The sequence below is a fragment of the Paraburkholderia sp. BCC1886 genome (assembly GCF_900996245.1).
Lineage (GTDB): Bacteria > Pseudomonadota > Gammaproteobacteria > Burkholderiales > Burkholderiaceae > Paraburkholderia.
In genome coordinates, this window is sequence record NZ_CAAJGK010000129.1 from 169,202 (window position 1) to 194,040 (window position 24,839).

General features: G+C 64.7%; 24 protein-coding genes. 12 read left to right on the forward strand and 12 right to left on the reverse strand.

Going from position 1 to position 24,839, the window contains the following annotated elements; genetic code table 11:
- Positions 1-3 precede the first annotated feature (3 nt).
- The 3 genes from benC to benD all read left to right on the forward strand — a co-directional run bounded on the left by benC (position 4) and on the right by benD (position 3,358).
- A complete protein-coding gene (gene benC / locus FQ746_RS34065; RefSeq protein ID WP_144114202.1) occupies positions 4-1,032 on the forward strand; it encodes a benzoate 1,2-dioxygenase electron transfer component BenC in 1,029 nt (342 codons plus the stop codon).
- A 129-nt stretch (positions 1,033-1,161) separates the two neighbouring features.
- Positions 1,162-2,499: an MFS transporter gene (locus tag FQ746_RS34070; protein WP_260854269.1), complete on the forward strand. Its 1,338-nt coding sequence runs from the start codon at positions 1,162-1,164 to the stop codon at positions 2,497-2,499.
- Positions 2,500-2,581: 82 nt separating this feature from the next.
- Positions 2,582-3,358, forward strand: a complete 777-nt coding sequence (benD, locus tag FQ746_RS34075; protein ID WP_144114203.1) for a benzoate diol dehydrogenase BenD — start codon at positions 2,582-2,584, stop codon at positions 3,356-3,358.
- Between the two features lie 33 nt (positions 3,359-3,391).
- Here the strand turns inward: benD and FQ746_RS34080 are convergent, their stop codons facing one another.
- From FQ746_RS34080 to FQ746_RS34105, 6 genes are all read right to left on the reverse strand, one after another.
- Positions 3,392-4,942 (reverse strand): dynamin family protein, encoded by a 1,551-nt coding sequence (locus tag FQ746_RS34080; RefSeq protein ID WP_260854270.1) that lies wholly within the window; start codon positions 4,940-4,942, stop codon positions 3,392-3,394.
- Positions 4,939-6,195, reverse strand: coding sequence for a GTPase (locus FQ746_RS34085; protein ID WP_144114204.1), 1,257 nt, complete (start codon positions 6,193-6,195; stop codon positions 4,939-4,941). Before FQ746_RS34085 ends, FQ746_RS34080 begins: the two co-directional genes overlap by 4 nt.
- Positions 6,196-6,240: 45 nt before the next feature.
- Positions 6,241-7,176 carry a catechol 1,2-dioxygenase gene (gene catA, locus FQ746_RS34090; protein WP_144114205.1) on the reverse strand — a complete coding sequence of 312 codons (936 nt, stop codon included), beginning with the start codon at positions 7,174-7,176 and terminating at the stop codon, positions 6,241-6,243.
- Positions 7,177-7,219: 43 nt separating this feature from the next.
- Complete coding sequence (gene catC / locus FQ746_RS34095) at positions 7,220-7,510, reverse strand: muconolactone Delta-isomerase (RefSeq protein WP_144114206.1); 291 nt, start codon at positions 7,508-7,510, stop codon at positions 7,220-7,222.
- Positions 7,511-7,540: 30 nt separating this feature from the next.
- On the reverse strand, positions 7,541-8,677 hold the full coding sequence (locus FQ746_RS34100) for a muconate/chloromuconate family cycloisomerase (protein WP_144114207.1): 1,137 nt from the start codon (positions 8,675-8,677) through the stop codon (positions 7,541-7,543).
- 152 nt (positions 8,678-8,829) lie between these two features.
- Positions 8,830-9,480 carry an FMN-binding negative transcriptional regulator gene (locus tag FQ746_RS34105; protein WP_144114208.1) on the reverse strand — a complete coding sequence of 217 codons (651 nt, stop codon included), beginning with the start codon at positions 9,478-9,480 and terminating at the stop codon, positions 8,830-8,832.
- Positions 9,481-9,619: 139 nt separating this feature from the next.
- Here FQ746_RS34105 and FQ746_RS34110 point away from each other — a divergent pair, with 139 nt between their 5' ends.
- A complete protein-coding gene (locus FQ746_RS34110; protein WP_144114209.1) occupies positions 9,620-11,125 on the forward strand; it encodes a PLP-dependent aminotransferase family protein in 1,506 nt (501 codons plus the stop codon).
- Between the two features lie 59 nt (positions 11,126-11,184).
- Here FQ746_RS34110 and FQ746_RS34115 read toward each other — a convergent pair whose 3' ends face one another.
- The 6 genes from FQ746_RS34115 to FQ746_RS34140 form a co-directional block, all read right to left on the reverse strand.
- Positions 11,185-12,819: an FGGY-family carbohydrate kinase gene (locus FQ746_RS34115; protein ID WP_144114210.1), complete on the reverse strand. Its 1,635-nt coding sequence runs from the start codon at positions 12,817-12,819 to the stop codon at positions 11,185-11,187.
- Positions 12,820-12,882: 63 nt separating this feature from the next.
- Complete coding sequence (locus FQ746_RS34120) at positions 12,883-13,611, reverse strand: SDR family oxidoreductase (RefSeq protein WP_144114211.1); 729 nt, start codon at positions 13,609-13,611, stop codon at positions 12,883-12,885.
- Positions 13,612-13,637: 26 nt separating this feature from the next.
- The gene (locus FQ746_RS34125; protein ID WP_186310911.1) at positions 13,638-14,918 is read right to left on the reverse strand and encodes a sugar ABC transporter permease; all 1,281 of its coding nucleotides are present in this window, start codon (positions 14,916-14,918) and stop codon (positions 13,638-13,640) included.
- Complete coding sequence (locus FQ746_RS34130; RefSeq protein WP_144114212.1) at positions 14,915-15,739, reverse strand: ATP-binding cassette domain-containing protein; 825 nt, start codon at positions 15,737-15,739, stop codon at positions 14,915-14,917. The genes FQ746_RS34125 and FQ746_RS34130 overlap by 4 nt, the downstream gene beginning before the upstream one ends.
- 67 nt (positions 15,740-15,806) lie before the next feature.
- Positions 15,807-16,865, reverse strand: coding sequence for a sugar ABC transporter substrate-binding protein (locus FQ746_RS34135; protein ID WP_144114213.1), 1,059 nt, complete (start codon positions 16,863-16,865; stop codon positions 15,807-15,809).
- A gap of 58 nt (positions 16,866-16,923) precedes the next feature.
- Positions 16,924-17,961, reverse strand: coding sequence for an AraC family transcriptional regulator (locus tag FQ746_RS34140; protein ID WP_144114214.1), 1,038 nt, complete (start codon positions 17,959-17,961; stop codon positions 16,924-16,926).
- Between the two features lie 423 nt (positions 17,962-18,384).
- Between FQ746_RS34140 and FQ746_RS34145 the strand changes: the two genes are divergently transcribed.
- The 8 genes from FQ746_RS34145 to sctT all read left to right on the forward strand — a co-directional run bounded on the left by FQ746_RS34145 (position 18,385) and on the right by sctT (position 24,573).
- Positions 18,385-18,978, forward strand: a complete 594-nt coding sequence (locus FQ746_RS34145; protein WP_144114215.1) for an HrpB1 family type III secretion system apparatus protein — start codon at positions 18,385-18,387, stop codon at positions 18,976-18,978.
- Between the two features lie 73 nt (positions 18,979-19,051).
- The gene (locus tag FQ746_RS34150; protein WP_144114216.1) at positions 19,052-19,453 is read left to right on the forward strand and encodes a type III secretion protein HrpB2; all 402 of its coding nucleotides are present in this window, start codon (positions 19,052-19,054) and stop codon (positions 19,451-19,453) included.
- Positions 19,454-19,455: 2 nt separating this feature from the next.
- Positions 19,456-20,292, forward strand: a complete 837-nt coding sequence (gene sctJ / locus FQ746_RS34155) for a type III secretion system inner membrane ring lipoprotein SctJ (protein WP_144114217.1) — start codon at positions 19,456-19,458, stop codon at positions 20,290-20,292.
- Positions 20,293-20,338: 46 nt separating this feature from the next.
- A complete protein-coding gene (locus FQ746_RS34160) occupies positions 20,339-21,085 on the forward strand; it encodes a type III secretion protein HrpB4 (protein ID WP_144114218.1) in 747 nt (248 codons plus the stop codon).
- Complete coding sequence (sctL, locus tag FQ746_RS34165) at positions 21,070-21,852, forward strand: type III secretion system stator protein SctL (RefSeq protein ID WP_144114219.1); 783 nt, start codon at positions 21,070-21,072, stop codon at positions 21,850-21,852. Before FQ746_RS34160 ends, sctL begins: the two co-directional genes overlap by 16 nt.
- Positions 21,849-23,270, forward strand: a complete 1,422-nt coding sequence (gene sctN / locus FQ746_RS34170; RefSeq protein ID WP_144114220.1) for a type III secretion system ATPase SctN — start codon at positions 21,849-21,851, stop codon at positions 23,268-23,270. Before sctL ends, sctN begins: the two co-directional genes overlap by 4 nt.
- Complete coding sequence (locus FQ746_RS34175; protein WP_144114221.1) at positions 23,267-23,764, forward strand: type III secretion protein; 498 nt, start codon at positions 23,267-23,269, stop codon at positions 23,762-23,764. Before sctN ends, FQ746_RS34175 begins: the two co-directional genes overlap by 4 nt.
- Positions 23,761-24,573 carry a type III secretion system export apparatus subunit SctT gene (gene sctT / locus FQ746_RS34180; RefSeq protein WP_144114222.1) on the forward strand — a complete coding sequence of 271 codons (813 nt, stop codon included), beginning with the start codon at positions 23,761-23,763 and terminating at the stop codon, positions 24,571-24,573. Before FQ746_RS34175 ends, sctT begins: the two co-directional genes overlap by 4 nt.
- Positions 24,574-24,839 lie beyond the last annotated feature (266 nt).

The following is a 24,839-nucleotide window of genomic DNA, read 5'->3' on the forward strand; positions in this document are numbered from 1 at the left end:
ACGATGACCAGCTACAACATCGCATTGAATTTCGAAGACGGCGTCACCCGTTTCGTCGAATGCAAGGCCGGCGAGAAAGTTCTCGACGCGGCTTTTCGCGCAAAGATCAACCTGCCGATGGATTGCTCCGACGGCGTGTGCGGCACCTGCAAGTGCCGCGCGGAAAGCGGCAGTTACGACCTCGGCGACGATTACATCGAAGACGCGCTGAGCGAGGACGAAAAGGACAGCGGTCTCGTTCTGACCTGCCAGATGGTGCCCGCCAGCGACTGCGTGATTGCGGTGCCGGCCTCGTCGGCGGTCTGCAAGACGGAACATAGCAGCTTTACCGCAACCGTCACGCGGGTCGAAGCGCATAACGATGCCGCCGTCGTACTCGAACTCGATGTCGATGCCGGCGCTGCCGCGCCGGTGTTCCTCGCGGGTCAGTACGTCAACATCGACGTGCCGGGCAGCGGGTTGCACCGTTCGTATTCGTTCTCGTCGGCGCCGGGCGAAAAACGGATCAGCTTTCTGATCAAGAAGATTCCCGGTGGCGTCATGAGCACGTGGCTCGAATCCGCGAAACCGGGCGAGACGACGCGATTGACGGGGCCGCTCGGGAGCTTCTATCTGCGCCCCGTCGAGCGTGCGTTGCTGTTTCTCGCGGGCGGCACGGGGCTCGCGCCGTTCCTGTCGATGCTCGAAGTGCTGGTACGCCAGAACGCGCAGCAGAAAGTGCATCTGATCTATGGCGTCACACGCGAGCTCGACCTCGTGCAGGTCGAGGCCATCGAAGCGTATGCCGCGAAGCTGCCGAACTTCACGCATAGCACCGTGGTGGCGGATGCTCAGTCGAATCATCCGCGCAAAGGCTGGGTCACGCAGCATATGCCGCCCGAGGCGCTGAACGATGGCGACGTCGATGTCTATTTGTGCGGACCGCCGCCGATGGTCGATGCCGTACGCAAATATTTCGACGACACCGGTGTCAAGCCCAACAGCTTCCACTACGAAAAATTCACGCCGAACGCCGAGCCGCAAACCGCGTGATCGGACTATGCACGGGCGGTATGGAAGTAGTCGCGATCAGTATTGGACGACGTCGCGAGCAGTCTCGTACGCTGTGACCCATCATTCCATACACAACAATCGATCCGCACGCGCAAGCAGGGAGACATCGTGAACCAGCCTATCAGTATTTCATCGCTCATCGATCGGGAGCCGTTGCGCCCGTATCAATGGGCCATCTTTCTTCTCTGTTTCGCGACGGCGTTATTCGACGGATTCGATACGCAGGCCATCGCGTACACCGGTCCGGCGATCGTCGCGGCGTTCGGTCTTAAAGCCGGCGATCTCGCGCCGATCCTGATTGCCGGCACGCTCGGCATGACTATCGGCGCGATGACCCTCGGCCTCGTCGGTGACCGGGTCGGTCGTCGTCCCGCGCTGCTGGGCGGTGTCGCCGTTTTCAGTATTGCGTCGTTGCTGACCGCTTTTTCCACCAGCACCGTGCAGATTCTGTCGCTGCGTTTTCTGGCCGGCCTCGGCATGGGCGGTTGCACGCCGGTGCTGCTCGCGCTTGCTGCGGAATATGGCTGTGCGCGTCATCGCGGTTCGATCATGACCGGCGTGCTGCTCGGCCTGCCGGCCGGCGCGATGCTGGGTGGCCTGCTCGCCGCGCGCATGATGCCGGCAATCGGCTGGCAGGGCGTGTTCATCGTGGGCGGCGGCGCGCCGTTGCTGTTGCTCGTGGTGCTGTACTTCGCACTGCCGGAATCGTTGCAGTATCTGGTCAATCGTGGCGGCAGTGCGAACGCGTCGCGCGTGCATCGAACCCTGCGCCGCATCCTGAGCGTTCCCCTTGCGGCCGATACGCGTTTCCAGCTACCCGAATCGGCGGCCAGGGCCAGCGTCGCGGCGCTCTTCAAGCATGGCAACGCGCGCAACACCATCGCGATCTGGGCGGTCTATCTGTGCAACTGGGTGGCGTGGTTCATGTTCCTGTCGTGGCTGCCCACCGTGCTGAAAGCGGCAGGCCTGCCCGCAGCGCAGGCGCCGATGGGCACCGTCATCGTGAATGCCGTGTTCATCGTCTGCGCGATCCCGCTGTCCGTCCTGTTGCCGCGTGTGAGCACCCGTAAGCTGCTGATCGTGTTGCTGGGTCTCGGCATTGCGATCTCGATCGGCCTCTCGTATGCAGGCACGTCGTGGGGACTGGTGTTCGTGCTGGCCGGCGCGGCGGGGTTGGGCATCGGCGGGCAACAGATCGCGCTGAACTATCTGGTGGTCGGCGCGTACCCGACGGCCTTGCGTGCCACCGCTACGGGCTGGGCTATCGGCATGGGCCGGGTCGGCGCGATTGCCGGTTCCGCGGTGGGCGGCACGGTGCTCGGCTTCGGCGGTCCCGGCGGCTTCTATCTGGCGCTGGCGGTTCCGCTGGCCGCGGCCTTACTCGCCGTGATGGCAATTCGCATCAACGGCCGCGTGCCCGATGGCACGCTGATCGCCGCGCACTGAGTCTTATCCCTGTTAAAGCCAGTTGGCCGTCGCACGCCAACTGGCTTTCTGTTTCGACATTCACCGTAGCATCGGGAACCGTATGAACACGCAACGATTTGCAGGCAAAGTGATGGTCGTGACCGGCGCCGCTCAAGGCATCGGTCGCGCCGTCGCGCTTCGCGCTGCCGCCGAAGGGGCCAAGGTCGTCTTCGTCGATCGCGCCGACTTCGTCCACGAAGTGGCCGCCGAAGCAGAAGGCGCGGACACCGCTGCCTTCATGGCCGACCTCGAGACGTACGAGGGCGCCGCATCGGCGTTGGCGTTCGCCGCACAACGGTTTGGCGGCATCGACATTCTGATCAACGGGGTGGGCGGCGCCATTCGCATGCGTCCGTACGCCGAGTTCGAACCGGCGCAGATCGATGCGGAAGTGCGCCGCTCGCTGATGCCGACGCTTTACGGCTGCCATGCCGTCCTGCCTCATCTGCTCGAGCGCGGCGGCGGCACCATCGTCAATATTTCGTCGAACGCGACGCGCGGCATCCGGCGCGTGCCTTATTCGGCGGCGAAGGGCGGCATCAACGCGTTGACGCAATCGCTGGCGATGGAATACGCGGAACAGCACATTCGTGTGGTCGCGATCGCAACCGGTGGGACCGAGGCGCCGGCGCGACGCATTCCGCGCAATGCCGCCGGCGACACCGAGCAGGAGAAACAGTGGATGAGCGAAGCAGTCGAGCAGGTGACGCAATCGACCTTCTTCAAGCGCTACGGCAACATCGACGAACAGGTCGGGCCGATTCTCTTTCTGGCTTCGGACGAGGCCAGCTATATCACCGGGTCCGTGCTGCCGGTTGCCGGCGGCGATACGGGTTGAACGAGCGACTGCGTCCCGAAGCCTCAGGCAGGCTCAAGCGGTTTCTTCGCGCAGTTCCCGTTTGAGTTCGAACAGGCGCTGCTCGTAATCGCGAACGCAATGGGACAGACGGTCGGCACGTTGCGCTAACCGCTGGATGGACTCGCGGCACGGGTCCGTCACCGTTCTCGTCAGGTGCTGCAGCCGTCTGAGCGTTGCCTGTTGCAGCGCGTTATACAGCTTCTCGTCACTGAGATTGCCTTGCTGGATCAGGTCGCCGATGTCGAGCGGTTCGGCATCGGGCAGCAAATCGGACAGGTCGATTACGTAGCCGCCGAGCGTTGCACGGGCTTCCTGAATGAAACGCGCGCTGACTGCTTGGGAATAGCGTTCGATGAGCGACACCCAATCCCGCTCGGCCGCATATTCTTCGATCAGTCCCGGCAGCGTGGGCACGACGTGACGCCAAACCGATTGCGTAATCTGCTTCTCGTCGTCATCGAGTTCGAGCCTCGCGTTATCCAAAGACGTCTGCAAGGCCGTCAGAAGAGGCAGCAACCGAGCCACGAGCCAGCCTGCCACGTTCTCTTCCATATGATGCAGGCGGATCTCGGCCTGCTTGCGCGCCTTATAGGCGAGAGTCGGTTCCGCACTTGCAAGCAGACTGGCAAATAGCCGCTCGAAGCCGGCGTCGGCCATCGCGGTCGGCGTGACACCTTCCGCTCGTGCAGTGTGAGAAGAAACGGAGAGCGGCGCTCGGAGCAGCGCCACGTCGACGCCCATCATGTGAAGCTTTTCTCGCGCCCGAGTCTCGACGTCGGCTTCCTGCATCGCGCGATTCCGGGCGCTCTTGTTGCATAGACGCTTGCAGATTTCGCCGTCGATTTCATCCTCGTCGTAGAAGTCGCTGCGCGTAATGACCGGCAGCAGCGGCTTGTTACGGCGCAATTCGCGGCTGAGCTGCTCGAGTTCCTGCACCTGTCCGGGCGACGCCGAACTCGTGAGCCACAGCAGTGCGTCCGCGCTTTCGGTAAAGCGCTGCGTCAGGGCCGCGTTCTCGCGTGTGACGGAGTGCAGGCCGGGCGTGTCGAGCAGCACCAGATTGTCGCCGAGACGCACGCCTTGCAGGCGCGCCGTGGTTTCGGTCGCGCCTTCGTCGAGGCGCTGTGCGGTCTCGACAATACGGCCGCCGCTCACATGAAAATAGTGGGCCGGCTTGCCGTGTGCAGCAAAGCGGTCCGCCAGAAAATTACAGAACGAGCTCTTGCCCGAGTTGAATTTGCCGAACACCAGCAGCACGACCTGGTCATGGAACGTATCGGCCAGCGTATGCGCCGGCAGCAGTTCTTCCCACTGTTGCGACCAGGTGCGCAGGCTGTCCTGCAGCAGCGTATCGATCGCATCGGCCTCGCGAGCCGGCTTCGTCTCTTTGGCGAATCCCGTGTGGGCCAAACGGCGGCTGTGCAGATCCGTGCTTAATCCGGTCAGCCAGGCGTCGAGCGAGCGCAAGCTCTCGTCGACATCCTGCGTGCCGGCTTCGAGCGCGTCGAGGCGCCCGATAAAGCGCTGCTCGTTCGTCATGCTGCCTGTGGGTTCGCTATTCATACGTCGAGGCCGAATGCCCGCAATGCGAGCGACGCGTCGGTCGACTGCGCGAGTGAGCGTTGCGTCTCGTCGATTTGCGCGGCCAGCTTCCTGCGATCCGCGGAGAGTTCGAAATAGCGCGTGAAGTCCTGTTGCATGCGTTGCCGGCCCGTCGGCTCGCAAAAAATCCTGCGCAGATCCCGACGCAGTTTGACCGAGATGCCCATTACAGCGACCATCACGGAGTTCAGGCTGTTCGAGGCGACCTGCTGTTCCTGGGGCAGCGCAGTCACGCCATGCCCGATCAGCACGGCGTCGATCTCCATGCAGGCACGCGAGTACGCATTCTGCATCCGGTTGCGTTCCAGTTTGCCCGCCGTGATGCCGTAGACGTCCTTGGCGCTGTCGGGAACGGACGCATGGTCTTCGCCGAGGTCGTTCAACAACGCTTCGATCGTCGCGCTGACTTTACCGATCACCGCTTCGAGGCTCGCGTCGAAATGGCGACGCTCGCGTTGCTGCCGCTCGCGCAGCGCGTCGAGCGATGCCGCGCGTTCTGTCGACAGTAACGAGAGTTCGTGATGAATGTCACGCAGATGCAGTGCGCGTTCGTGCCGGCGTGCCTGCGCTACGCCGCCGAGCGCTTCGCGCAGCGTCGCGCGCAACGCAGGAATACCGCTCTTTTGCAGAAGAAGCTGCTTGCCGTCGTCGATGCCCTTACGGTTGCGCGCGGAAGAGGTGACATGCAAAGGCACGTCGCGTAACTGCGCGTGCAGCGCGTCGCGTACGTGTTGAAGCTCGCTCTCGTCGGGTAACTGATCGACTTGCGACAGCACGAAAAAGGTCCTGCGCTGCGTCCTGCTGTCGTCCTCGCACAGCCGAGCGAAAAACGTGCGTTCGTTCGCGTCCAGTTCGCCTTCTCTGGCGGAATGCACGAACAGCCGCAGATCGGCCTCGAGCCAGGCAGCGCGCGCGGCATGACGGTCGTCTTCGGTGCCGACATCCGCATCGAGACCGGGCGCGTCGAGCCAGCGCACGCCATCGTGCTGGCTATCGGACAGGCTCACCGTTTCGCGCCGGTCGGCCACGGCGAACCGGTCTTGGCCAATCAGCTCGTTTAGTAGACGACTTTTGCCGTGGTTGTATTTGCCGATGACCGTGACGGTCGGCGCTGCATCCTGAGCCAGAATTTGCAGACGCAGCAGATCGTCCGTCCGGTCCGGCAGGACGGCCACGATGGCATCGGCCGCCTGCTTACGCGTTTCGCCAGACAAGCATGGCCTCCGGTTCGAGTATTTTTCTAGATGGCTTTTAAACGATCACGCCGTCGCAGCGGCGCGCAACCGGTTGACCAGCTGATTATCCTTGCCGCCCACGAGCCCGCTCAACGTCACGTTGAACTCGATCGACTTGTACGCGTCGTCTTTCAGACCCAACGCCGCGCCGCCTGTCTTTTCGACGACTTTCGGAATCAGTTCTTCGCGCGTGGCGTAGGCGAAGTCGTCCCAGATCAGCGGATCGCCTTCGATGTTGAACTGTGTGGTCAGCTTGCGATGGCCGTCGGCGCTGGTGAAGATATGCACGTGGGCCGGACGGTTACCGTGGCGCGCCAGCACGTTCAGCAATTGCTGCGTCGACCCGTGCGGCGGGCATCCGTAACCCACTGGCATGAGCGTGCGGAATTCGTACTTGCCGTCCGCGCCGGTTCTGACCGCACCGCGCAGATTGAAATCGCTTTGTGCGCCCGTCGGGTCGAAATGCGAGTAAAAGCCCTTCGAATTGGCGTGCCAGCATTCGACCACTGCGCCTTCGAGCGGCTGTCCATCAGGACCTGTGACCGTGCCGTGAATCACGAGCGGACCTGCGTCGGCATCCGGGTCGACATCGAGCTTCGCCATGCCGTCACGCACCGGCGCGCCTGCGTAATACAGCGGTCCTTCGATCGTTCTCGGGGTGGCGCCGGTAATGCCGGCTTCCTTGTCTTCGGCGTCCATGCGGATGTCGAGATACTTCTCGAGGCCGAGCCCGGCCGCGAGCAGCGCGGCTTCACCGTCCTGACCGAGTTTGTTCAGATAGTTGATGCCGAGCCAGACTTCGTCCGGCGTAATGTCCAGCTCGTCGATGGCTTTGAAGAGGTCGCTCAGCAGACGGTGGCAGACCTGCTTCATGCGGGGATTGCCTTCGTCGGAGTTAAGGTTGACGGCGGCCGCCAGCAGTTGCTGGACTTCCTTGCTATCGAATACGTTGACGCTCATGATTTTCGTCTCCTTGTGGTTGTGGGGTCGGTAACAGCGCAGCTTACGATTCGTCGTCGCGAATCGACGACGGGTGGCGGCACAGCGGCGTCACCGCAATTTTCATGTACGGGAAGAGCGGCAGGCCGATCAGAATCTCGTGCAGTTCGGCGTTGCTCGCCACGTCGAAGATGCTGTAGTTCGCATACTCGCCGGCGATGCGCCAGATATGCGGCCACTTGCCGCTACGCTGCAGTTCCTGCGAGTAAGCCTTTTCGCGCAGCTTGATTTCATTCGCGACGTCGGCGGGCATGTCGACGGGAATGTTCACGTCCATTCGTACGTGGTAAAGCATGGAAAGTGTCCTTTTTTGTGGGGTGTTCTGCTAGCGGGTGGCTTTGAACATGCCTTCGCGGGTGAACCGCTTGAGCTTCTCTTCATCGAGTTCGATGCCGAGTCCCGGGCCGTTCGGCACGCTCAACTCGAAGTCGCTGTAATCGAGCGGCTTCGTCAAAATGTCTTCGGTAATCAGCAGCGGGCCGAACAACTCCGTGCCCCATTGCAGGTTCGGAAAAGTGGCGAACAGATGCGCCGACGCCACCGTGCTGAATGCGCCTTCGAGCATCGTCCCACCGTATAGCTCGATGCCGGCCGCGTCGGCTATCGCGGCAACGCGCTGCGCCGCAAACAGGCCGCCGCTTTGCTCGATCTTGATGGCGAATACATCGGCGCCGCCGTGCTTCGCAATCTCGAACGCGCTCTCCGGGCCTTGCAGAATTTCGTCGGCCATCAACGCAACCGGAAAGCGGCGCATCAGACGGCCCATGGCAGCGGCGGACGCGACCGGTTGTTCGACCAGATCGCAGCCGGCCTCGGCCAGCGCGGGAATGGCCCACGCGGCCTGGGTTTCGCTCCAGGCCATATTCACGTCGACGCGCACGGCGGCGCGCTCGCCGACGGCTTTCTTGATGTCGGCGACGTGTTTGATGTCGGTCTTGAGTTCCTTCGCGCCGATCTTCAGTTTGAAGATCTTGTGCCGGCGCGCTTCGAGCATTTTCTCCGCTTCGGCGATGTCTTTCGCGGTGTCGCCCGAGGCGAGCGTCCACGCCACCGGCAGGCGATCGCGCCGGCGGCCGCCGAGCAGTTCGCTCACCGGTACGCCCAGGCGTTTGCCGTGGGCGTCGAGCAGCGCGGTTTCCACGGCGCTGCGGGAGAAATGATTGACCTTGATGAGCTTGCCGAGGTGCGCCATCAACGCCTGAATGCGGGTGGCGTCCTGGCCGATCATGGCGGGGGCGAAGTAGCCGTCGATGGCCAGCTTCATCGACTCGGGCGCTTCGGGACCGTAGGCCATGCCCGCGATCGTGGTGCCTTCGCCGATGCCGACGACGCCGTCGCTGCAATATACCTTTACGAGCATCAGGGTTTGCCCGTACATGGTCGCGACCGACAGCTTGTGCGGGCGGATTGTCGGCAAATCGACCAGGCGGGTTTCGATGCGATCTATGGTCGGTGCGGTCATGGCGAAAGCGTAGTGAGGTTCGTGGGGTGAATTTATAACCCCGCACCGTGCTCGCGTCCAATACCTGATTCGACCGTTTCCATACTCTCAGGGCATGGAAGAAAAAGGTGATTCGGCGCTCTCATCACGCCTTGCCGAACCGCATTCGCCGCTTACTTCGCGTCTGCTTTGGCCTTGGCGTCCGCGGCCGCGAACATCGCCGAGCCGATGACGGACTCACCGTCCTGGTTCAGGGCCTCGGCCGGTCCCCGAATATCGCGCACGTCCTTGTTCTGACTCAGCTTGAATTTGCCGACCAGCCGCGTGATGTCGATCTCGACGCCGACGATGGCCTTCATCAGCGTATCGACGAAATCCGGCGCGCTGTCCGACATTTTCCACGGTTTGGGTTGCGAGGCTTCATGCTTGCGGGTGAGGCGAGCGACGACGCCGCGCACATAGCGTTCGTCGTCGCGTATCGTCACGCGGCCATGAGCATGGACCACCTGATAATTCCAGGTCGGCACCTGCCTGTGCAATTCGTGCTTGCTGGGGTACCAGTTGGGCGAGATGTACGCATCGCCCGCACGGAACACGACGAGCACTTCGTCGCCGTTCGAGAGTTCCTGCCACACCGGATTGGCACGCGCGACGTGCGCGCTCAACTGGCCGAGCGGTCCTTGCGCCGGGTGCAATTCGAAGGGAATGTGATTGGCGTCGAGGCCGTTCGGCCCGTGCGTCACGAGCGTACCGAACGGATTGGCGGTGATCAGCTCGTGCAGCACCTCGGTGCGTTTTTCTTCGAACTGGCTGGGAACGTACATGGGGGCTCCGCTTTTTGTAGGAAAGGGCGGCACGATCGCCACGGTCGGCGAATCGGCGCCATCACAGGCAGGCCATTGTGGCGTCCAACTGGTTTATGTTGTAGAACCAGTTTTAATCTTTTTCATTGGACCAGAAACGATGCCGCGCAAACCCGGCAGTATGGAAATTCCGTCGCTGGGCGCGCTGGACCGGGCCGCCGGTCAGCTCGGGCGTCAACTCGCGCAACTGCTGCGCGACGCGATCCGGCGCGGCGATCTCAAACCGGATGAGGTGCTGCCGTCCACCCGTGCGCTGGCGGTGTCGCTGCGCGTGGCCCGCGGAACCGTCATCGAGGCATTCGAGCAACTGGTCGCCGAAGGTTTTCTCGAATCGCAACCGGGAGCCGATACGCGCGTCGCGCATGCGCTGTCGTCTCCGGTTTCATCGGCCGCGGCGTCCGGACAGCCGCTTGCGCCAAACGTCGCCGGGCCTATTCCCGAGCGTGCGCAAATGTTTACGCAGGTGGCGCGTCAGTTCAAGGAAGTGCCGCAGGTCCCATTCGCCGTCTCGGTCCCGAACGGCCCGGCCGCGCCCGACGATGCCTGGCGCCGGCTCGGCAACCGTCTGCGTGCGCGTGGCGCGGGCGCGCCCACCGGCTATGGCGATCCGCAAGGCGCGCGGGCCTTGCGCGAAGCCGTGGCCGACTACGTCAGGAAGTCGCGCTCGGTGCGCTGCGACGCGTCGCAGGTCGTCATCACCAGCGGCACGCAGCAGGGCCTTTACCTGACCTGCCAGGTGCTGCTCGACGGCGACGCTTGCGCGTGGGTGGAAGACCCGGCGTATCGCGGCATTACCGCGATCCTCGAAAGCAGCGGCCACCCCGAACGCATGGTGCGCGTGCCGGTCGACGCGGAAGGGCTGAACGTGGACGAAGGCATTCGCCTCGCGCCGCATGCGCGTGCCGCGTTCGTCACGTCGTCGAACCAGTACCCCCTCGGCATGCCGTTGAGCATGGCCAGACGCGAGGCGCTGCTCGCGTGGGCGCGCAGCACGAATGCGTGGGTGATAGAAGACGACTACGACAGCGAACTGCGCTACGCGGGGCATCCGTTTCCCTCGCTCCAGGGACTGAGCCCGGACCGCGTGATCTATCTCGGCACGTTCAGCAAAATCCTCTTTCCGTCGTTGCGGCTCGGCTATGTCATCGCACCGCCCAATCTGGTGGAAGCGTTTTGCGGCGCGCGGGTGCTGATCGACCGCAACCCCGCGAATGCGGACCAGCACGTGCTGGCGGCCTTCATCGCAGGCGGCTATCTGGATCGTCATATCCGGCGCATTCGCGGCGTGTATGCGGAGCGCCGCGCGTGCATCGTCGATGCGATCGGGCGCTGGTTGCCGGGAGAACTCGCGTGGTTGCAACCGAGCGATCAGGGAATGCATCTGTTGCTGTGGTTGGGGCGCGGCGTGGACGATATGCGGGTGGCCGCCCACGCGGCGCAAAGCGGAGTCGTCGTGCGAGCGGTGTCGCCGATGTATGCCGGCAAACGCGGGCCGATGGGTCTGGTACTGGGGCTGGGCGGGTTCAGCGACCACGAGATAGAGGTGGCCACGCGGCTGCTGGGGGAGAGCATTGCGGCGGTGGAACGCCAGAGCCGCGGACCGTAGCGGCTGTAGCGGCTGTAGCGGCTGTAGCGGATGTAGCGGATGTAGCGGATGTAGCGAGTCTAGCGAACGGCTCTCGCCACGTCCTGCAACTTCGTAAAAGCGCGAAACCGCGCTTCATGCAGGGTCGCGATCTCCCCTGCGGCCGGCTCGTAAACCCTGCTGATTCGCGACATCCCGGCCATGGCCGAGCGTACGTCGTCGAAGCACCCGCCTGCCAGTCCGCCCAGCATCGCGGCGCCCAGCAGGACCGGCTCGTCCGCCTGCGTGGCCAATACGGGCTTGCCCGTGGCGTCGGCGAGCAGTTGCCGGACGAGATCGAGCCGGCCGGCCCCGCCGCTGATCATCACCCGCTCGATCGGCGCGCCGGCCAGAGTCTGTGCCTCGATGATCTGGCGAAGGCCGTAACCAATACTGCAGATGCCGGCAATGTAGAGGGCGACCAGACTGTCCAGGCCGGTTTCCATACCCAGACCCGCGATCACCGCCCGTGCGTGCGGGTCGGCTAGCGGAGCACGGTTTCCCAGGAATTCCGGAACGACGTGCAGACCCTGCGCCAGCCAGACCGTCCCCGACAGGCTGTCCGCCGCCTGCGCCGCGAGGCTGGCGAGCAGGCCCGGCAACGGCTGGCCTTCCTGCTCCGCCCGACGCCGCGCATCGACGGACGCGGGGTGCATCGAAAGCAATCGTTCGATTGCCGCGCCGGCCACCGACTGACCGCCTTCGTTGAGCCACGCCAGCGGCACCATCGCGGAAAAATAAGGCCCCCATACGCCGGGCACGAACACCGGACTCCGGGTCGTGGTCATCGTGCACGACGAGGTGCCGAACACGTACGCCAGAGACGACTCGGGCTCACCGACGGCGCCGACGGTCCCTATCCCCCCGGCATGGGCATCGATCACGCCCGCGGCGACCGGCGTTCCGGCCAGCAGACCGAGTTCCATGGCGGCTGCCGGGCTCAGTCCGCTTCCCAGTGGCGTGCCGGGATCGACGACGCGCTGGCCGATGCGCGCAAACGCCTCCTGCGCGAGCACGCCGAGGCCGATGGTCTGGAAGTAACTGTCGTCCCAGCGTCGCTCGTGCGCCAGATAGGTCCACTTGCAGGTGACCGTGCAGGTGGAACGGGATAGATCGCCGGTCGCGCGCCAGGTCAGGAAATCGGTCAGATCGAAGAACTGCCATGCGGCGGCGAAGACGGCCGGCCTGTTCTGGAGAAGCCAGAGCAGCTTGGGGGTTTCCATTTCCGGCGAGATCCTGCCGCCGACATATTTCAATACCTCGTGGCCGGTCGCGTTGATGTGCTCCGCCTGCGCCACGGCCCGATGGTCCATCCAGACGATGATGTCGCGCTCCGGCTGGCCGGAAGGACCTACCGGCAGTGGCCGGCCGCCTTCTCCCAGCACGACGAGGGAGCAGGTCGCATCGAACCCGAGTCCGGCGATCTGCCCGGGCGACACCGCCGCCAGCGCCAGCGCCTCCTTCACCGCGCGGCAGACCGCGTTCCAGATTTCGCCGCTCGACTGCTCGACGATGCCGCCGCTTGCCTGAAACAGGCTGATATCGTGTTTTGCCGAGGCGACCATGCCGCCGGCCGTGTCGAAGATGCCGGCCCGCGCGCTGCCCGTGCCCACGTCTACCCCAACCACAAAAAGAGGGCGCTTTGTCGCGCCGGCGATCGCGTGCTCCGAGGTCATAAGCTCACTGCCTGTTCGTTAGCTGGGGTGGCGAGCGCGCCGTGCCGACGCCTCGTATCCGTTCTACAGATCGACGTTGTTCGGCAGGATCACGAGGTCGCGGATGGTGACGTTGCGCGGCCGCGTCAACATGAACAGCACCGCGTCGGCGACCTCTTTGGGTTGCATGAGGCTGCCCGACGCGAGGGCTTCGTCCATCTTCGCCTTCGGCCAGTCGTCGAGCAGCGCGGTGACCACCGGCCCCGGCGCCACCGCGCCGACGCGCACGCCATGCCTGGCCAGTTGACGCCGGGACGTGTGGACGAAGGCCTGCACGGCGAATTTGGAGGCGGTGTAAATCGGCTCCCACACGACCGGGACGATGCCCGCAATCGAACTCGTGAAGACGATATCGCCCGACTTTTGCGCGACCATGTGCGGCAGCACCGCGTGGACCGACCGGAACGCGGCATTGATGTTCAGGTTCAGCATGCGGTCCCACTCGTCCGGATTGCCGTCGGCGACTTCGCCGCCGACATACGCGCCGGCGTTCGCATGGAAGATGTCGAGGCCTCCGGCCAGCGCGAGGATCTTCGGCAGCATGGCGGAAACCTCGGCCGGCTGCAGCAGGTCCACGACGAGCGGCAGCGCGTTCGGGCCCAGTTCCGCGCACAGTGGCTCGAGCCGGTCCCGTGCACGATCGATCAGCACGACCTTCGCGCCTTCCGCGAGCAGGGTGCGCGCGCATTCGAGGCCGATACCCGACGCCGCGCCCGTGATGGCGGCGACCTTTCCCTTCATGGATTCACTCATCGACGGCTCTCCTGGATGCGGTGAAATTAGGCGCGGCCGTGCGAGACACGGGACTGCCGGGCGAGCGAATCGACGATCACCGCAATCGCGAGCACCGCGCCGGTGATCATGAAACGCAGCGAAGACGACAGGTTGAGCAGGGTCAGCCCGCTGGCGATCGACTGGATCACGATGATGCCCAGTACCGCCGAATACGCACTGCCGCGCCCGCCAAACAGGCTTGTGCCGCCGATCACGGCTGCGGCGATGGCGTTCAGGTTCACGTCCCCGGAGCCGGCCTGCTGGCTTGCCGAGGCGAGCCGGGCCGCGGTCAGGACGCCGCCCAGCGCGGCTAGACTCGCGCACAGCACGAAAGCGCTCATGTAGATGGCGCCGACATCGATGCCGGCCCGCCGGGCGGCCTCGTGATTGCCGCCGACCGCGTTCATCGAGCGGCCCCATCGTGTGCGCCTGAGCGCGTAGTCCATTGCGACGGCGAGGCCGAGAAAGATTCCGAACATGAGGGGAACGCCCCGGCCCTGGTTGAGGTAGGCCACCACGGCCTCCAGAAGCACGGTGAGAGCCGCGGCGCGCACGAGAAGACTGCCCACCGAAGGCGCCGACAGATTGGACGCCCGCCGCCGCGCAGCCGTACGCAGACCGATGACGAGCATCACCGCGCCCGGTAGCAGCGCAACGAGGTACGCGACGACGGCGGGGATGATGATGAGCTGTCCGAGGTTCACCATCGCCGAGCCATAGGGCAGGTTGATGGACCCGGTCGCGCCGAGTACGTACAACTGCATGCCGAGAATCGCGAGCAGTCCGGCCAGCGTCGCGACGAAGCTCGGCATGCCGAGCCGGTTGAGCAGGAACGCGTAGACGGCGCCGACCAGCGCACCGACGACGACCGCGGCGACGATGGCCAGCCACACCGGCCAGCCGTGATTGACCCAGAGCATGCCGACGAGGGCAGACGCGAAGCCGCTCATCGATCCTACCGACAGGTCGATTTGCCCGACCATCAGCACGCAGACGATGCCGAGCGAAATCACGCCGACGGTCGAGCAGTCGAACAGCAGGTTCACCAGGTTGTCGGCGGACAGGAACACCGGGTTGAGACTGGTGAACACGGTCCAGATGATAAGCAGGCCGGCAATCACGGGCAGCGCGCCCAGGTCGCCCGAGCGCACCCGTTCGACGAAGGCGGCGACGGCGCCGCCGACTCCGGTGGCGTGCCTGACGCGGACATCGCTGCGGTCGAGCAGCGTGGACGGCTGCGGCGTGTTTTGCGCTGCATGCGAAACGGCGGGCGTGTCGTCGATCATGATGGCTCCCTGGCACTCTGTTGACCCGGTTCGCTCTGGCGGCGGCCGGCACGACGCGACACGGCGTTCTCGGTAGCGCCGGTGATCGCGGCCACCAGTTCCTGGTTGGACGAGTCGGGATAGAAGACGCCGTTGTTGCGGCCAAGCCGCAATACCACGATGCGGTCCGCCACGGCGCGAACGTCCTCCATGTTGTGGCTGATCATGATGACCGCGTGGCCGCGATCCCGCACCCGCTCGATCAGGTTCAGCACCTCGGCGGTCTGGGCTACGCCGAGCGCGGCGGTCGGCTCGTCGAGCATGATCAGTTTCGGGTCGAGCAGCAGCGAGCGCGCAATCGCCACGGTCTGGCGCTGCCCACCCGACAGCGACGCGACCACGTCGCGCACGCTCGGGATGCGCGCCGACAGTTCGTTCAGAAGGGTCCACGCCCGCACTTCCATTGCGACTTCATCGAGACGCAATGGATTCAGTTCGCGCCCGAGATAGATGTTGGCGACGACGTCCAGGTTTTCGCACAGCGCGAGATCCTGGAACACCGTGGCGATGCCGAGATCGAGCGCCGCGCCCGGATTCGCCAGCGTGACCTCCTTGCCGCTGAACGTGATGGTGCCGGAGCTGGGTTGATGGACCCCGGCCAGCACTTTCACCAGGGTCGATTTCCCGGCGCCGTTGTCGCCCACCAGCGCGACGACTTCGCCGGCACGGACGTCGAGTTCGATGTCCGTGAGGGCGGACACCGCGCCGAAGTGTTTCGAGACGCCGCGCAGGCTGAGCACCAGCTCACCGGGGCTCGACCTTGCCGTGAGTTTGTCGGTCATCTGACGAATACCTCGTGATGATTAGCGGAAGCGGGCGCACGCCGGATACCACCGGCGTCGCGCCGGCTCAGTTCGTGATTCCCAGCTTTTTGCACCCTTCGGCATACCGGTCGGTGCACAGATCCTTCGAGCTCGCGAAGCCTTTGTCGACGACTTCCGCCTTGAGGTTCTTCGCCGTGATGACGGCCGGCTTGAAGAGTTGCGAGGGCGTATTGAAGAGGGTCGTTTCGGCTTTCGGCGTCTGGCCGGACAGGAAGCCGACCGCTACCTTCGCCGCCGCCGCCGCGACGATCTCGCTCGGCTTGAGGATGGTGTTGTACTCGTCGCCGGCGATGATCAACTGCAGCCCGGCGAGCGTCGCGTCGTTGCCGGTCACGGGCGGCACCGGATTGACGCCGGCTGCCTTGAAGGCCGCGACGGCTCCGCCGCCCGTGCCGTCGTTGGCGGCCACGACCCCCACGATCTGCGAGCCGAAACGGGTAATCTGACCGCTCACCCATTGCTGGGCCTTCGGCGGCGCCCAGTCGGGCGTATCGTATTCGGCCAGCGTCTTGTAGCCGCCGGCCTGCAAGCCGGCGTGGATGCCTTTCTTGATCAATCCTGCCGCCGCGTCGGTCGGCGAACCGTTGACCTCGAGCACGCCGCCTTTGGTGGTCGGCACGCCCGAGTCTTTCAGATGCTGGACGAGCGACGCCGCGATGGCTTTGCCGATGCCTTCGTTGTCGAACGATACGTAGTAGTTGGCGGGCGTCGACGGCACGGGCCGGTCGTAAGCAATGACCTTGATCCCCTGGCCCTGCGCCATGTGGACGAGAGACGCGGCGGCCGTCGAGTCCACCGGATCGAGGACGATTACCTTCGCGCCCTGCGCGATCACCGAATTGAATTGCTGCTGCTGGGTCGAGACGTCGGCATTGGCGTTCTGGTAGAGCACCTTGCAGTCCGGGCAGAGCCGGGTCATTTCGGCCTTGAAGCCTGGGAAGTCGTGCTGTTCGTAGCGCGTCGAGGCCTGATCGGGCATCAGGAAAGCGACCGTGCCGCTGGGCGCGGCGAGCGCCGCCGTGGCGCTCATGAGGGTAAGGCCGAACGCGCCGGCGCCGATCAACTGGTGGGAAAGTCGGGTCATCGAGTGTCTCCGTTTTTTAGAAAAATTCCGCGGCCGTGTCGCCGTGGTGAACTGCGGGTCAGGCTTCCAGTTGAACCCCACTGGCGGACGTGGCGGACGTGGCGGACGTGGCAGCGCTGATGTCGGGCGAGCCCGTGGAACTCGCGGTATTGAGTTGCTGATACCCGCGCCATCGCGACGGCGACATCTCTTTTTGCAACAGGAACTGCCGGTTGAAATTCGACAGATTATTGAAGCCGACCTGATAGCAGATATCGGTGACGGTCAGTTCGCCCGACATGAGCAACTGGCACGCGAGATTGATCCGCAACCGGTTCACGTACTGCACGAAGGGCACGCCGGTATGACGGCGGAAATAGCGGGAAAAGGCGCTGGCGCTCTGTCCCGCGAGTTCGGCCAGCTCCGTCTCCCGTAGCTCCTGCGACAGGTTCTTGCCGATATAAGCGAGCACATGATTGATACGGGTCCCGGCATAGCTCGCGGGGTCGGCGCGATAGGCAGCGCTGGTCAGCTTCACGGGATCCACGCTTTGCACGAGCAGTTCGAGCAAAGCGAAAAACAGCGTGATGCGCCGCATGCCTTGCGCGCCCAGCATCTCGCGCATGATCGGTTCGGCTGCCGCGCCGGTTTTCGATGAGAACAGCACTCCGGAGGCAGAAGCTTCGAGCAGGGATGTCATGCGCGCGAGTTCCGGAAAGACCAGGACCGCACGCGCGATGAATCCGGCGTCGAATTGCAGGATCAGGCACCGCTCGTCCACGTGCTCACCCGGCGAGACATGACTGACCCAGTTGTGCGGGAGATTGCTTCCCATCATCACGAGATTGCCGGGCGCGAAGTTGCCGACGTAATCGCCGACGAAGTAGGTGCCCGTGGTCGACGTGACGAGCTGGATTTCGTATTCCGGATGAAAGTGCCAGCGCACCGTGCGGTAGGGATAACCATGCGACCAGACCTTGAACGACTCGTCGCGCGGTACGGCGACCAGTTCGAGATCGGGTTGAACGATATTCGCGCGGCGGGCGTCCAGACGTGCTGCGCGGCAAGATCCGCATGCTCCGCACCGACACGTCGTGGTGCCCAGAATGGTGTGCATCTGTCTACCTCCACCGGATTTTTTATTTGCGTCTCGCAGCGAGCATGGTGCGCTCCGCAGTGAGTGAAAAATAGCCCTGCGGCGGAACTTTCACCACTGAAATTGGAACCGCAAACCGATACTAATTTGCATGCGGGTAAGCCCGTATCGCCTCGAGAGTCAACTTTTGTGCAACGCAGCAGCTTCGTGAGCGGCGTGATGAGCCGACCGGCGCACGCGCTGCGCTCCCAAAACCCTCGCTTCGTTTCCACGCCAGGCACTTCGCGTGGAGCTCGCGCGGACCGGGCGCGCGTTGCTAAGGTGGGATGCGTCGCCAGTAGCGGCAGGCGCGCCCGGACCGGAACATGGGCCGTGCCGCGGCCTGGCAAGCGTCCCGGCGCAACGGCTGGCGCCCAGCGCCCTTATTCCTGGAGATCCAACCTCATGCTCCCGAGCCAGTCCACACCGTCGTCAGCGAGTGCGCTGCCCGACTACCTGCAATGCAGTCACGACGTGGTCTGCGGCCTGATCGAGACGGCTTCGGCGGCGCTGTTCGCCCATTTCCCGAAAGCCGCCGGCGACACGCTCGACGTCGAACTGGTGCTCGACGCGCTGCGGGTGTTCCGCCCGAAGGTCGCCGAAATCGGCATGCTCGACGGCGTGCTGCATATCGTGCACGGCCGCTGGGACGATGCCGCGCACGCGCTGCGCGCGGTGATCGATCTCGCGCCGGACTTCGCCTACGCCAAGGCGATGATGGCCTACTGCCTCGCCTCGCAAGGCGAGTCGGGCTGGCGTCAATGGGCGCACAACGCGCTCGAATCGAATCCGAACGAAGAGACGCTCGCGCTGGTGCGCGCGCTGGAAGCGCGTGAAGACCTGCATCACGCAATGCGCGACTATCGCGGCGGCGAATTCGTGATCCCGGAGTCGTGCCAGGCACTCGCGGACGACGCTCGCGCGGCCGAACAGGCAGCGAGTCCGGCGGCAAACTCGCTGCCGCTGACAGACGTGCAGTACAGCTATCTGCGCGCCTGAACTCAAGAGCTTTAAGCATGGGCCTGAGGGCTTACCTGACGAGCACACTCCAGTCACCGAGCGAGGAACCATCATGAGCGAATCGATTGGCAACGCGAACCCGCTGGTCAGCGCGGCGCTAAACGCGCTGGAGCAGGGCGGCGACGTCGCCGGCGCGGTGCCGCCGGCGGGTGCCGCGGAAAAGTTTCAGGCGCTGATGGATCAGCCGCAACTGAGCCCGCCCGGCGCGCACGCGGGTGGCGACGAAACCCTGTTCACGCAGATGGTCTCGACGCACGACGCCGCCGCGCAGGCCGCAATGGATCACATGACGGAGTTCTCGCAGCAGGCCGGCAACATGGACATCAAACAGGTGATTGCGCAGTCGGCTCAGGCGGCGATGGAAATGTACCAGGTGCAGTTCGACTTTCAGGCGAAGATGAGCGTGGTCTCTTCGTCGAAGTCGTCGGCGGAAACCTTGATGAAGAACCAGTAGCCATGAAGCGGCCTTCATCGCCTCGCGCGGGTCGTGCGCGAACCCTGCGTCGTGTCGCGCTGGTGTTCGCGCTGGCAGGCTGCACGTTGCTGGCGTCGTGCAAGAAGGAGTTGTACGCGAACCTGAGCGAGCAGGACGTCAACGAGATGACCGTCGCGCTGCTGGAGCGCGGCGTGAACGCGGATAAAACCAGCGCGGATGGCGGCAAGACCTACACCCTCGAAGTCGGCGACGGCGACATGGTGCGGGCCATGCAGATTCTCAGCGTCGAGGGTCTGCCGCACAGCCGCTTCGACAACCTCGGCACGCTCTTCAAGAAAGACGGTCTCGTGTCCACGCCGACCGAAGAACGCGTGCGCTTCATCTATGGTCTCTCGCAGGAATTGTCGGGCACGCTGTCGCATATCGACGGCGTGATGTTCGCGCGCGTGCAGATCGTGCTGCCGAACAACGATCCGCTCGCGCAGCAGGTGAAGCCGTCGTCGGCGGCGGTGTTCATCAAATACCGGCCGCAGGCGGATATCGGCGCGCTGGTGCCGCAAATCAAGAACCTCGTGGTGCATAGCGTCGAAGGGCTGTCGTACGACCAGGTCAGCGTCACGGCCGTGGCCGCCGAGCCCGTCGAAATCGCCGCGGCCACTCCGGCCCAACCGTATCCGTGGCGCTGGCTCGCCGTGGGCGGGATTGCGCTGCTAGCCGCGCTAGCCGCCGCTTTTCTGATCTGGCGTCAGACCGTGGAGCGGCGTCTCGCGCCGACCGTCGAGGTGCTGGGCGGTCGCCTGGCGGAGCTATCGGCGGGCGTGTCGTCGCTGCGTCGCAAGCGCGGCTCCTCGGTGTGACCAGAGGCATCCCGTACCGCGCGAGTAAAAGCACAGGAACACGCCCATGAGCACGCTCGCCGATTCGCCGTATCAACGCACCGCGGCCGCGTTGAGCGCATGGCAGCGCAACGTGCGGGGTCTGATGCAATGGGCGCATCCGTCGTGGCTCGCCGCCGCGCTGTCGATCGACGAGCAGGCGGCTGCGCTGCTCGTGCGTGAGCTCGGTCGTCTGGACGAGACGGACGCACGGGCGAACGCGTGCTCGCAGGCCTTGCTGCGGAGCATCGGCGCTTCGCTGCCGACGCTCGATGCCCTCGCGCAACCCGGAGCAGCGCGTCTCGATGCGATGTTGCCCGCCTCGGGTTTGCAGGTGCTGCGCCTGCGCGCATTGCGGTTCAGGCGCGGCGAGATCCGGCGCATCGTCGACAAGCGCACCCGCGCACAGGTCGCGCAATGGGCCGGCATGCCGATGGAGCGTCTGGGCGGCGATCTCGCGAACGAACGCACGGCCGCGCCCGACATCGCGCAGATGGCCGCACGCGTGCCCATTCCACCGGTCGCGATGCTGGCCGGCGAGGCGCTCGCGCTCGAAGGATACGCGCTGCTCAAACGCGACCTGCGCAGCACGCGCTCGCCGTGTCCGTTGTTGCGAATGGCCTTGCCGCGCCACGGCGCGAGCAAACACACCGGCAGCACAGCGCGATCTCACTGGGTCACGGCGATTCCCGCCGATGTCGATCAAGGCGGCACGGCCAGGCTCTTCACCCAGCTTCCCCATCTTTTGCCGGAGTGGGCATGGTTATTTGGCTAAGCAATCCCCGCCAGGCCACTCAGCCGGCCGGCAGCGAACGCGTGCGCTTCGGCGTGCACGGCGACATCCTGCCGCGTGAGACCTTCGGCGCGCTGGTCGACGTCGCGGTGGCCTACGAACAGGCGACGCAGGAAGCCGACGCCGAACTGGCCGCGGCACGTCACGAAGCCGCCGGAATCATCGCGGCCGGTCGCGAAGAAGTCGACGCGCTACTCGCCGAGGCACGCCGCGAGTACGAAACCGCCGCGCAACGCGGCTACGACGAAGGCCTCGCGCAAGGCGTCGCCGACTGGTTAGCGGGCGTCGCGCAGGCGGGCGGCGCGGCGCGCGCGGCGCAACACGACATGCGTGGCCGGATGGCGGAGATCGTCGCGGTCGCCGTCGAACAGATCGTGCGCAGCGAAGGCGGCACGGCGCTATTCGAGCGGGCACTCGCCGCAGTGGATCGGATCGTCGAGGGCTCGACGTATTTGCGCGTCGCCGTGCATCCCGACGATCTGGACGACGCGCGCACCGCCTTCGAAGGACTGGCGAGCCGCTGGCGCGACCTCGGCCGTCCGTTGCCGATGACGGTGGTAGCCGACCGTCGGCTCGCGCCCGGCAGCTGCCTGTGCGAGTCCGATCTCGGTCTGGTCGATGCCAGCGTGTCGACGCAACTGCGCACCATGCGCGCCGCGATCGCGCGCGCGTTGAAGGCGGCGGTGCAGGACGGCGAACCCGACGCGTCGAATGCGACCGACCCATCGCTGCAAGGAGCCGCGTCATGAACGCCGTCGTCACACCGCTTCCCGAACCGGCTTCCGAACCGGACCAGTCTGTTCAAAACCATCGCCCGCTGCAGGGCGCGCATTTCCGGCAACTCACCGACGCGATCGAACGCGAACTGCTCGCCAGCGTGCGCGTGCGGCAGAGCGGCAAGATCATCGAAGTCATCGGCACGCTAATCAAGGTCGCGGGCCTCGACCTGCAACTCGGCGAGTTGTGCGAACTGCGCGCAGCGGACGGCACCTTGCTGCAGCATGGCGAAGTCATCGGCTTCACACGTGACTACGCGCTCGTGTCGCCGTTCGCGCGACTGGCCCAGGTCTCGCGTTCCACCCAGGTCATCGGGCTCGGCCGCCCGCTCTCGGTGAAGGTGGGCGACAAGCTGCTGGGGCGGGTGATCGACAGTCTGGGCGAGCCGATCGACGGCCTCGGGCCTATCGACATCGACACCACGCGACCTATTTTCGCGGACCCGCCGAGTCCGATGACGCGACGCCTGATCGGGCAGTCGATGGCCACCGGCGTGCGCGCGATCGATGCGTTGACCACCATCGCCGAAGGTCAGCGCATGGGAATTTTTGCGCCGGCCGGCGTCGGCAAGAGCACCTTGCTCGGCATGCTGGCGCGCGGCGCACAATGCGATATCAACGTGATCGCGCTGATCGGCGAGCGCGGCCGCGAAGTGCGCGAATTCGTCGAGCTGATACTCGGGCCGCAGGGCATGGCGCGCTCGGTCGTGGTGTGCGCGACGTCGGACCGCTCGTCGATCGAGCGCGCGAAAGCCGCATACGTGGCCACGGCCATCGCCGAACATTTCCGTGACGAAGGCAAACGCGTGCTGCTGATGATGGACTCGCTGACGCGCTTCGCGCGCGCCGGCCGCGAAATCGGTCTGGCCGCGGGCGAGCCGCCCGCGCGGCGCGGCTTCCCGCCGTCGATTTTCGCCGAACTGCCACGCCTGCTCGAACGCGCCGGGATGGGCGAGAAAGGTTCGATTACCGCGCTCTACACCGTGCTTGCCGAAGACGAATCCGGCAGCGATCCGATTGCCGAGGAAGTGCGCGGCGTGCTCGACGGCCACCTGATCCTGTCGCGCGAAATCGCCGCGAAGAACCGCTATCCCGCGATCGACGTGCTAGGCAGCCTGTCGCGCGTGATGCCGCAAGTGGTGAGCCGCGACTACCTCGCGGCGTCGACGCGGTTGCGCGAACTGCTCGCCCAGCATCGCGACGTGGAGATGCTGCTGCAGGTCGGCGAATATCAGGCGGGCTCGAATCCGCTGGCTGACGAAGCGATTGCGAAGATCGACGCGATGACGGCCTTCCTGTCGCAGCCGACCGATCATTACGCTGATCCCGCGGAAACCGCGGCGGCGCTGCTGCAACTGGTGCAGAACGCACCTTCCGGGACTAACCGATGAGTACGCTGGTACGACGTATCGGCGCACTGACCCGTGCGAGCGCGCGGCGCGAGCGGATGGAGCCGGACCTGCGCGCGGCGCTCGCAGCGCGCCGCGAGGAGTGCGCGCAATTGCATGCTCAAGTCGACCAGACCGTCGCACGTCTGAACGAATTGCAGAGCGTGGCCGATCAGCACCGCGCCCGCATCGTCGCAATGATGACCGGCGCGGAGCCGTTCTCGATCGATATCTTCGACGGCTGCCGGCGTTATCTCGAAGTGGTCGAATCGCAATGCGACGAGGCGCGCGCCGAACTCGACACACGTCGCTCCGCGGCGGTCGCGAAAGAAGCCGAAGTCGCCGGCGCAAGGCGGGCGATCGCGTTGAACCGCGGGCGCATCGACGTGTGCCGCAAGCACACGAAACAGCTGCAACAAACGCTCGACCAGGTTGCGCTCGACGCCGAAGACGAAGCCGCCGAAGAACTCGCCAGCGCGCGGCGCAGCTTCGCATGAACGACCTGTTCCTGCTGGTCGGGCCGCGTCTCGTGCAGGATCTGCTGGTGCTGGGCGTCTGTTCGATTCGCCTCTACGTAATCATGACGCTGTTCCCGCCGACCGCCGACGGCGTGCTGCAAGGGCCGCTGCGTAACGGCGTCGCGTTGATGTTCAGCGCCTTCATCGCGATGGCGCAGCCGGAAGGCTTCGCGCAATCGCTGAATGGGACCGTCCTGATGATCACGGGTTTGCGTGAGGCGCTGATCGGCACGGTGCTCGGCTTCGGCGCGGCCACCGTGTTCTGGGTCGCGGAGAGTGCGGGTACATATCTCGACAGTCTGAGCGGCTATAACAACGCGCAGATTACCAATCCGATGCAATCGGAAAAGTCCACCCCGTCGGGCACTTTGTTGAGTCAGCTCGCGATCGTCGCATTCTGGACATTGGGCGGCATGGAGTTTCTATTGCAGGCGCTCTACGACTCGTATCGCTGGTGGCCGGTGGCGTCGTCCAAGCCGATCGATACGGATTTCCTCGAGATGTTCGTGCTGCGCCAGACCGATACGATGATGCAGATGATCGCGAAACTCGCCGCGCCGATGCTGTTCGTGATGGTGCTGATCGACCTCGGTGTGAACCTCGCGTCGAAGTCCGCGCAGAAGCTCGAACTCGGTGCGCTGAGTCAGCCGATCAAGGGCGCGGTCGCCGTGCTGATGCTCGCGTTGCTGGCCGGCATCTTCGTCAACGAGGTGCGGGACCAGCTCGATTTACGTCTGTTCGCTCAACAGATGCATTCGGTTGCAATCGTGCACGGCGCGGCGCAATAACAGCGACGCTTCGTGCGGCCATCCCACACTTCGCGCGAAGCTCGCACGGGTACGGTCGCCGGTTCGCTGCAGATCTTCAACAGTTCTCAAATCCCGCTATTACGTTAGGTTTGTTGATCTTTTTCAACTGCGTGCTCCATTACATTGGCTTCGCTGTGTCGCGTGTCTGGCAACGACGTTTCACTCGAACGTCACACGCCAAAGGTTCGCGCGTGTCTGCTCGTTCGATTCACGGGCCGGCGTGACGCGGACTGACCAACAGGGAG

Coding starts and splice junctions, on each gene's coding strand:
- benC (WP_144114202.1), top strand. CDS start 4: ATGACCAGCTACAACATCGCATTGAATTTCGAAGACGGCGTCACCCGT.
- benD (WP_144114203.1), top strand. CDS start 2,582: ATGAACACGCAACGATTTGCAGGCAAAGTGATGGTCGTGACCGGCGCC.
- FQ746_RS34080 (WP_260854270.1), bottom strand. CDS start 4,942: ATGAATAGCGAACCCACAGGCAGCATGACGAACGAGCAGCGCTTTATC.
- catA (WP_144114205.1), bottom strand. CDS start 7,176: ATGAGCGTCAACGTATTCGATAGCAAGGAAGTCCAGCAACTGCTGGCG.
- catC (WP_144114206.1), bottom strand. CDS start 7,510: ATGCTTTACCACGTACGAATGGACGTGAACATTCCCGTCGACATGCCC.
- FQ746_RS34100 (WP_144114207.1), bottom strand. CDS start 8,677: ATGACCGCACCGACCATAGATCGCATCGAAACCCGCCTGGTCGATTTG.
- FQ746_RS34105 (WP_144114208.1), bottom strand. CDS start 9,480: ATGTACGTTCCCAGCCAGTTCGAAGAAAAACGCACCGAGGTGCTGCAC.
- FQ746_RS34110 (WP_144114209.1), top strand. CDS start 9,620: ATGCCGCGCAAACCCGGCAGTATGGAAATTCCGTCGCTGGGCGCGCTG.
- FQ746_RS34115 (WP_144114210.1), bottom strand. CDS start 12,819: ATGACCTCGGAGCACGCGATCGCCGGCGCGACAAAGCGCCCTCTTTTT.
- FQ746_RS34120 (WP_144114211.1), bottom strand. CDS start 13,611: ATGAGTGAATCCATGAAGGGAAAGGTCGCCGCCATCACGGGCGCGGCG.
- FQ746_RS34125 (WP_186310911.1), bottom strand. CDS start 14,918: ATGATCGACGACACGCCCGCCGTTTCGCATGCAGCGCAAAACACGCCG.
- FQ746_RS34130 (WP_144114212.1), bottom strand. CDS start 15,739: ATGACCGACAAACTCACGGCAAGGTCGAGCCCCGGTGAGCTGGTGCTC.
- FQ746_RS34135 (WP_144114213.1), bottom strand. CDS start 16,865: ATGACCCGACTTTCCCACCAGTTGATCGGCGCCGGCGCGTTCGGCCTT.
- FQ746_RS34140 (WP_144114214.1), bottom strand. CDS start 17,961: ATGCACACCATTCTGGGCACCACGACGTGTCGGTGCGGAGCATGCGGA.
- FQ746_RS34145 (WP_144114215.1), top strand. CDS start 18,385: ATGCTCCCGAGCCAGTCCACACCGTCGTCAGCGAGTGCGCTGCCCGAC.
- FQ746_RS34150 (WP_144114216.1), top strand. CDS start 19,052: ATGAGCGAATCGATTGGCAACGCGAACCCGCTGGTCAGCGCGGCGCTA.
- sctJ (WP_144114217.1), top strand. CDS start 19,456: ATGAAGCGGCCTTCATCGCCTCGCGCGGGTCGTGCGCGAACCCTGCGT.
- FQ746_RS34160 (WP_144114218.1), top strand. CDS start 20,339: ATGAGCACGCTCGCCGATTCGCCGTATCAACGCACCGCGGCCGCGTTG.
- sctL (WP_144114219.1), top strand. CDS start 21,070: ATGGTTATTTGGCTAAGCAATCCCCGCCAGGCCACTCAGCCGGCCGGC.
- sctN (WP_144114220.1), top strand. CDS start 21,849: ATGAACGCCGTCGTCACACCGCTTCCCGAACCGGCTTCCGAACCGGAC.
- FQ746_RS34175 (WP_144114221.1), top strand. CDS start 23,267: ATGAGTACGCTGGTACGACGTATCGGCGCACTGACCCGTGCGAGCGCG.
- sctT (WP_144114222.1), top strand. CDS start 23,761: ATGAACGACCTGTTCCTGCTGGTCGGGCCGCGTCTCGTGCAGGATCTG.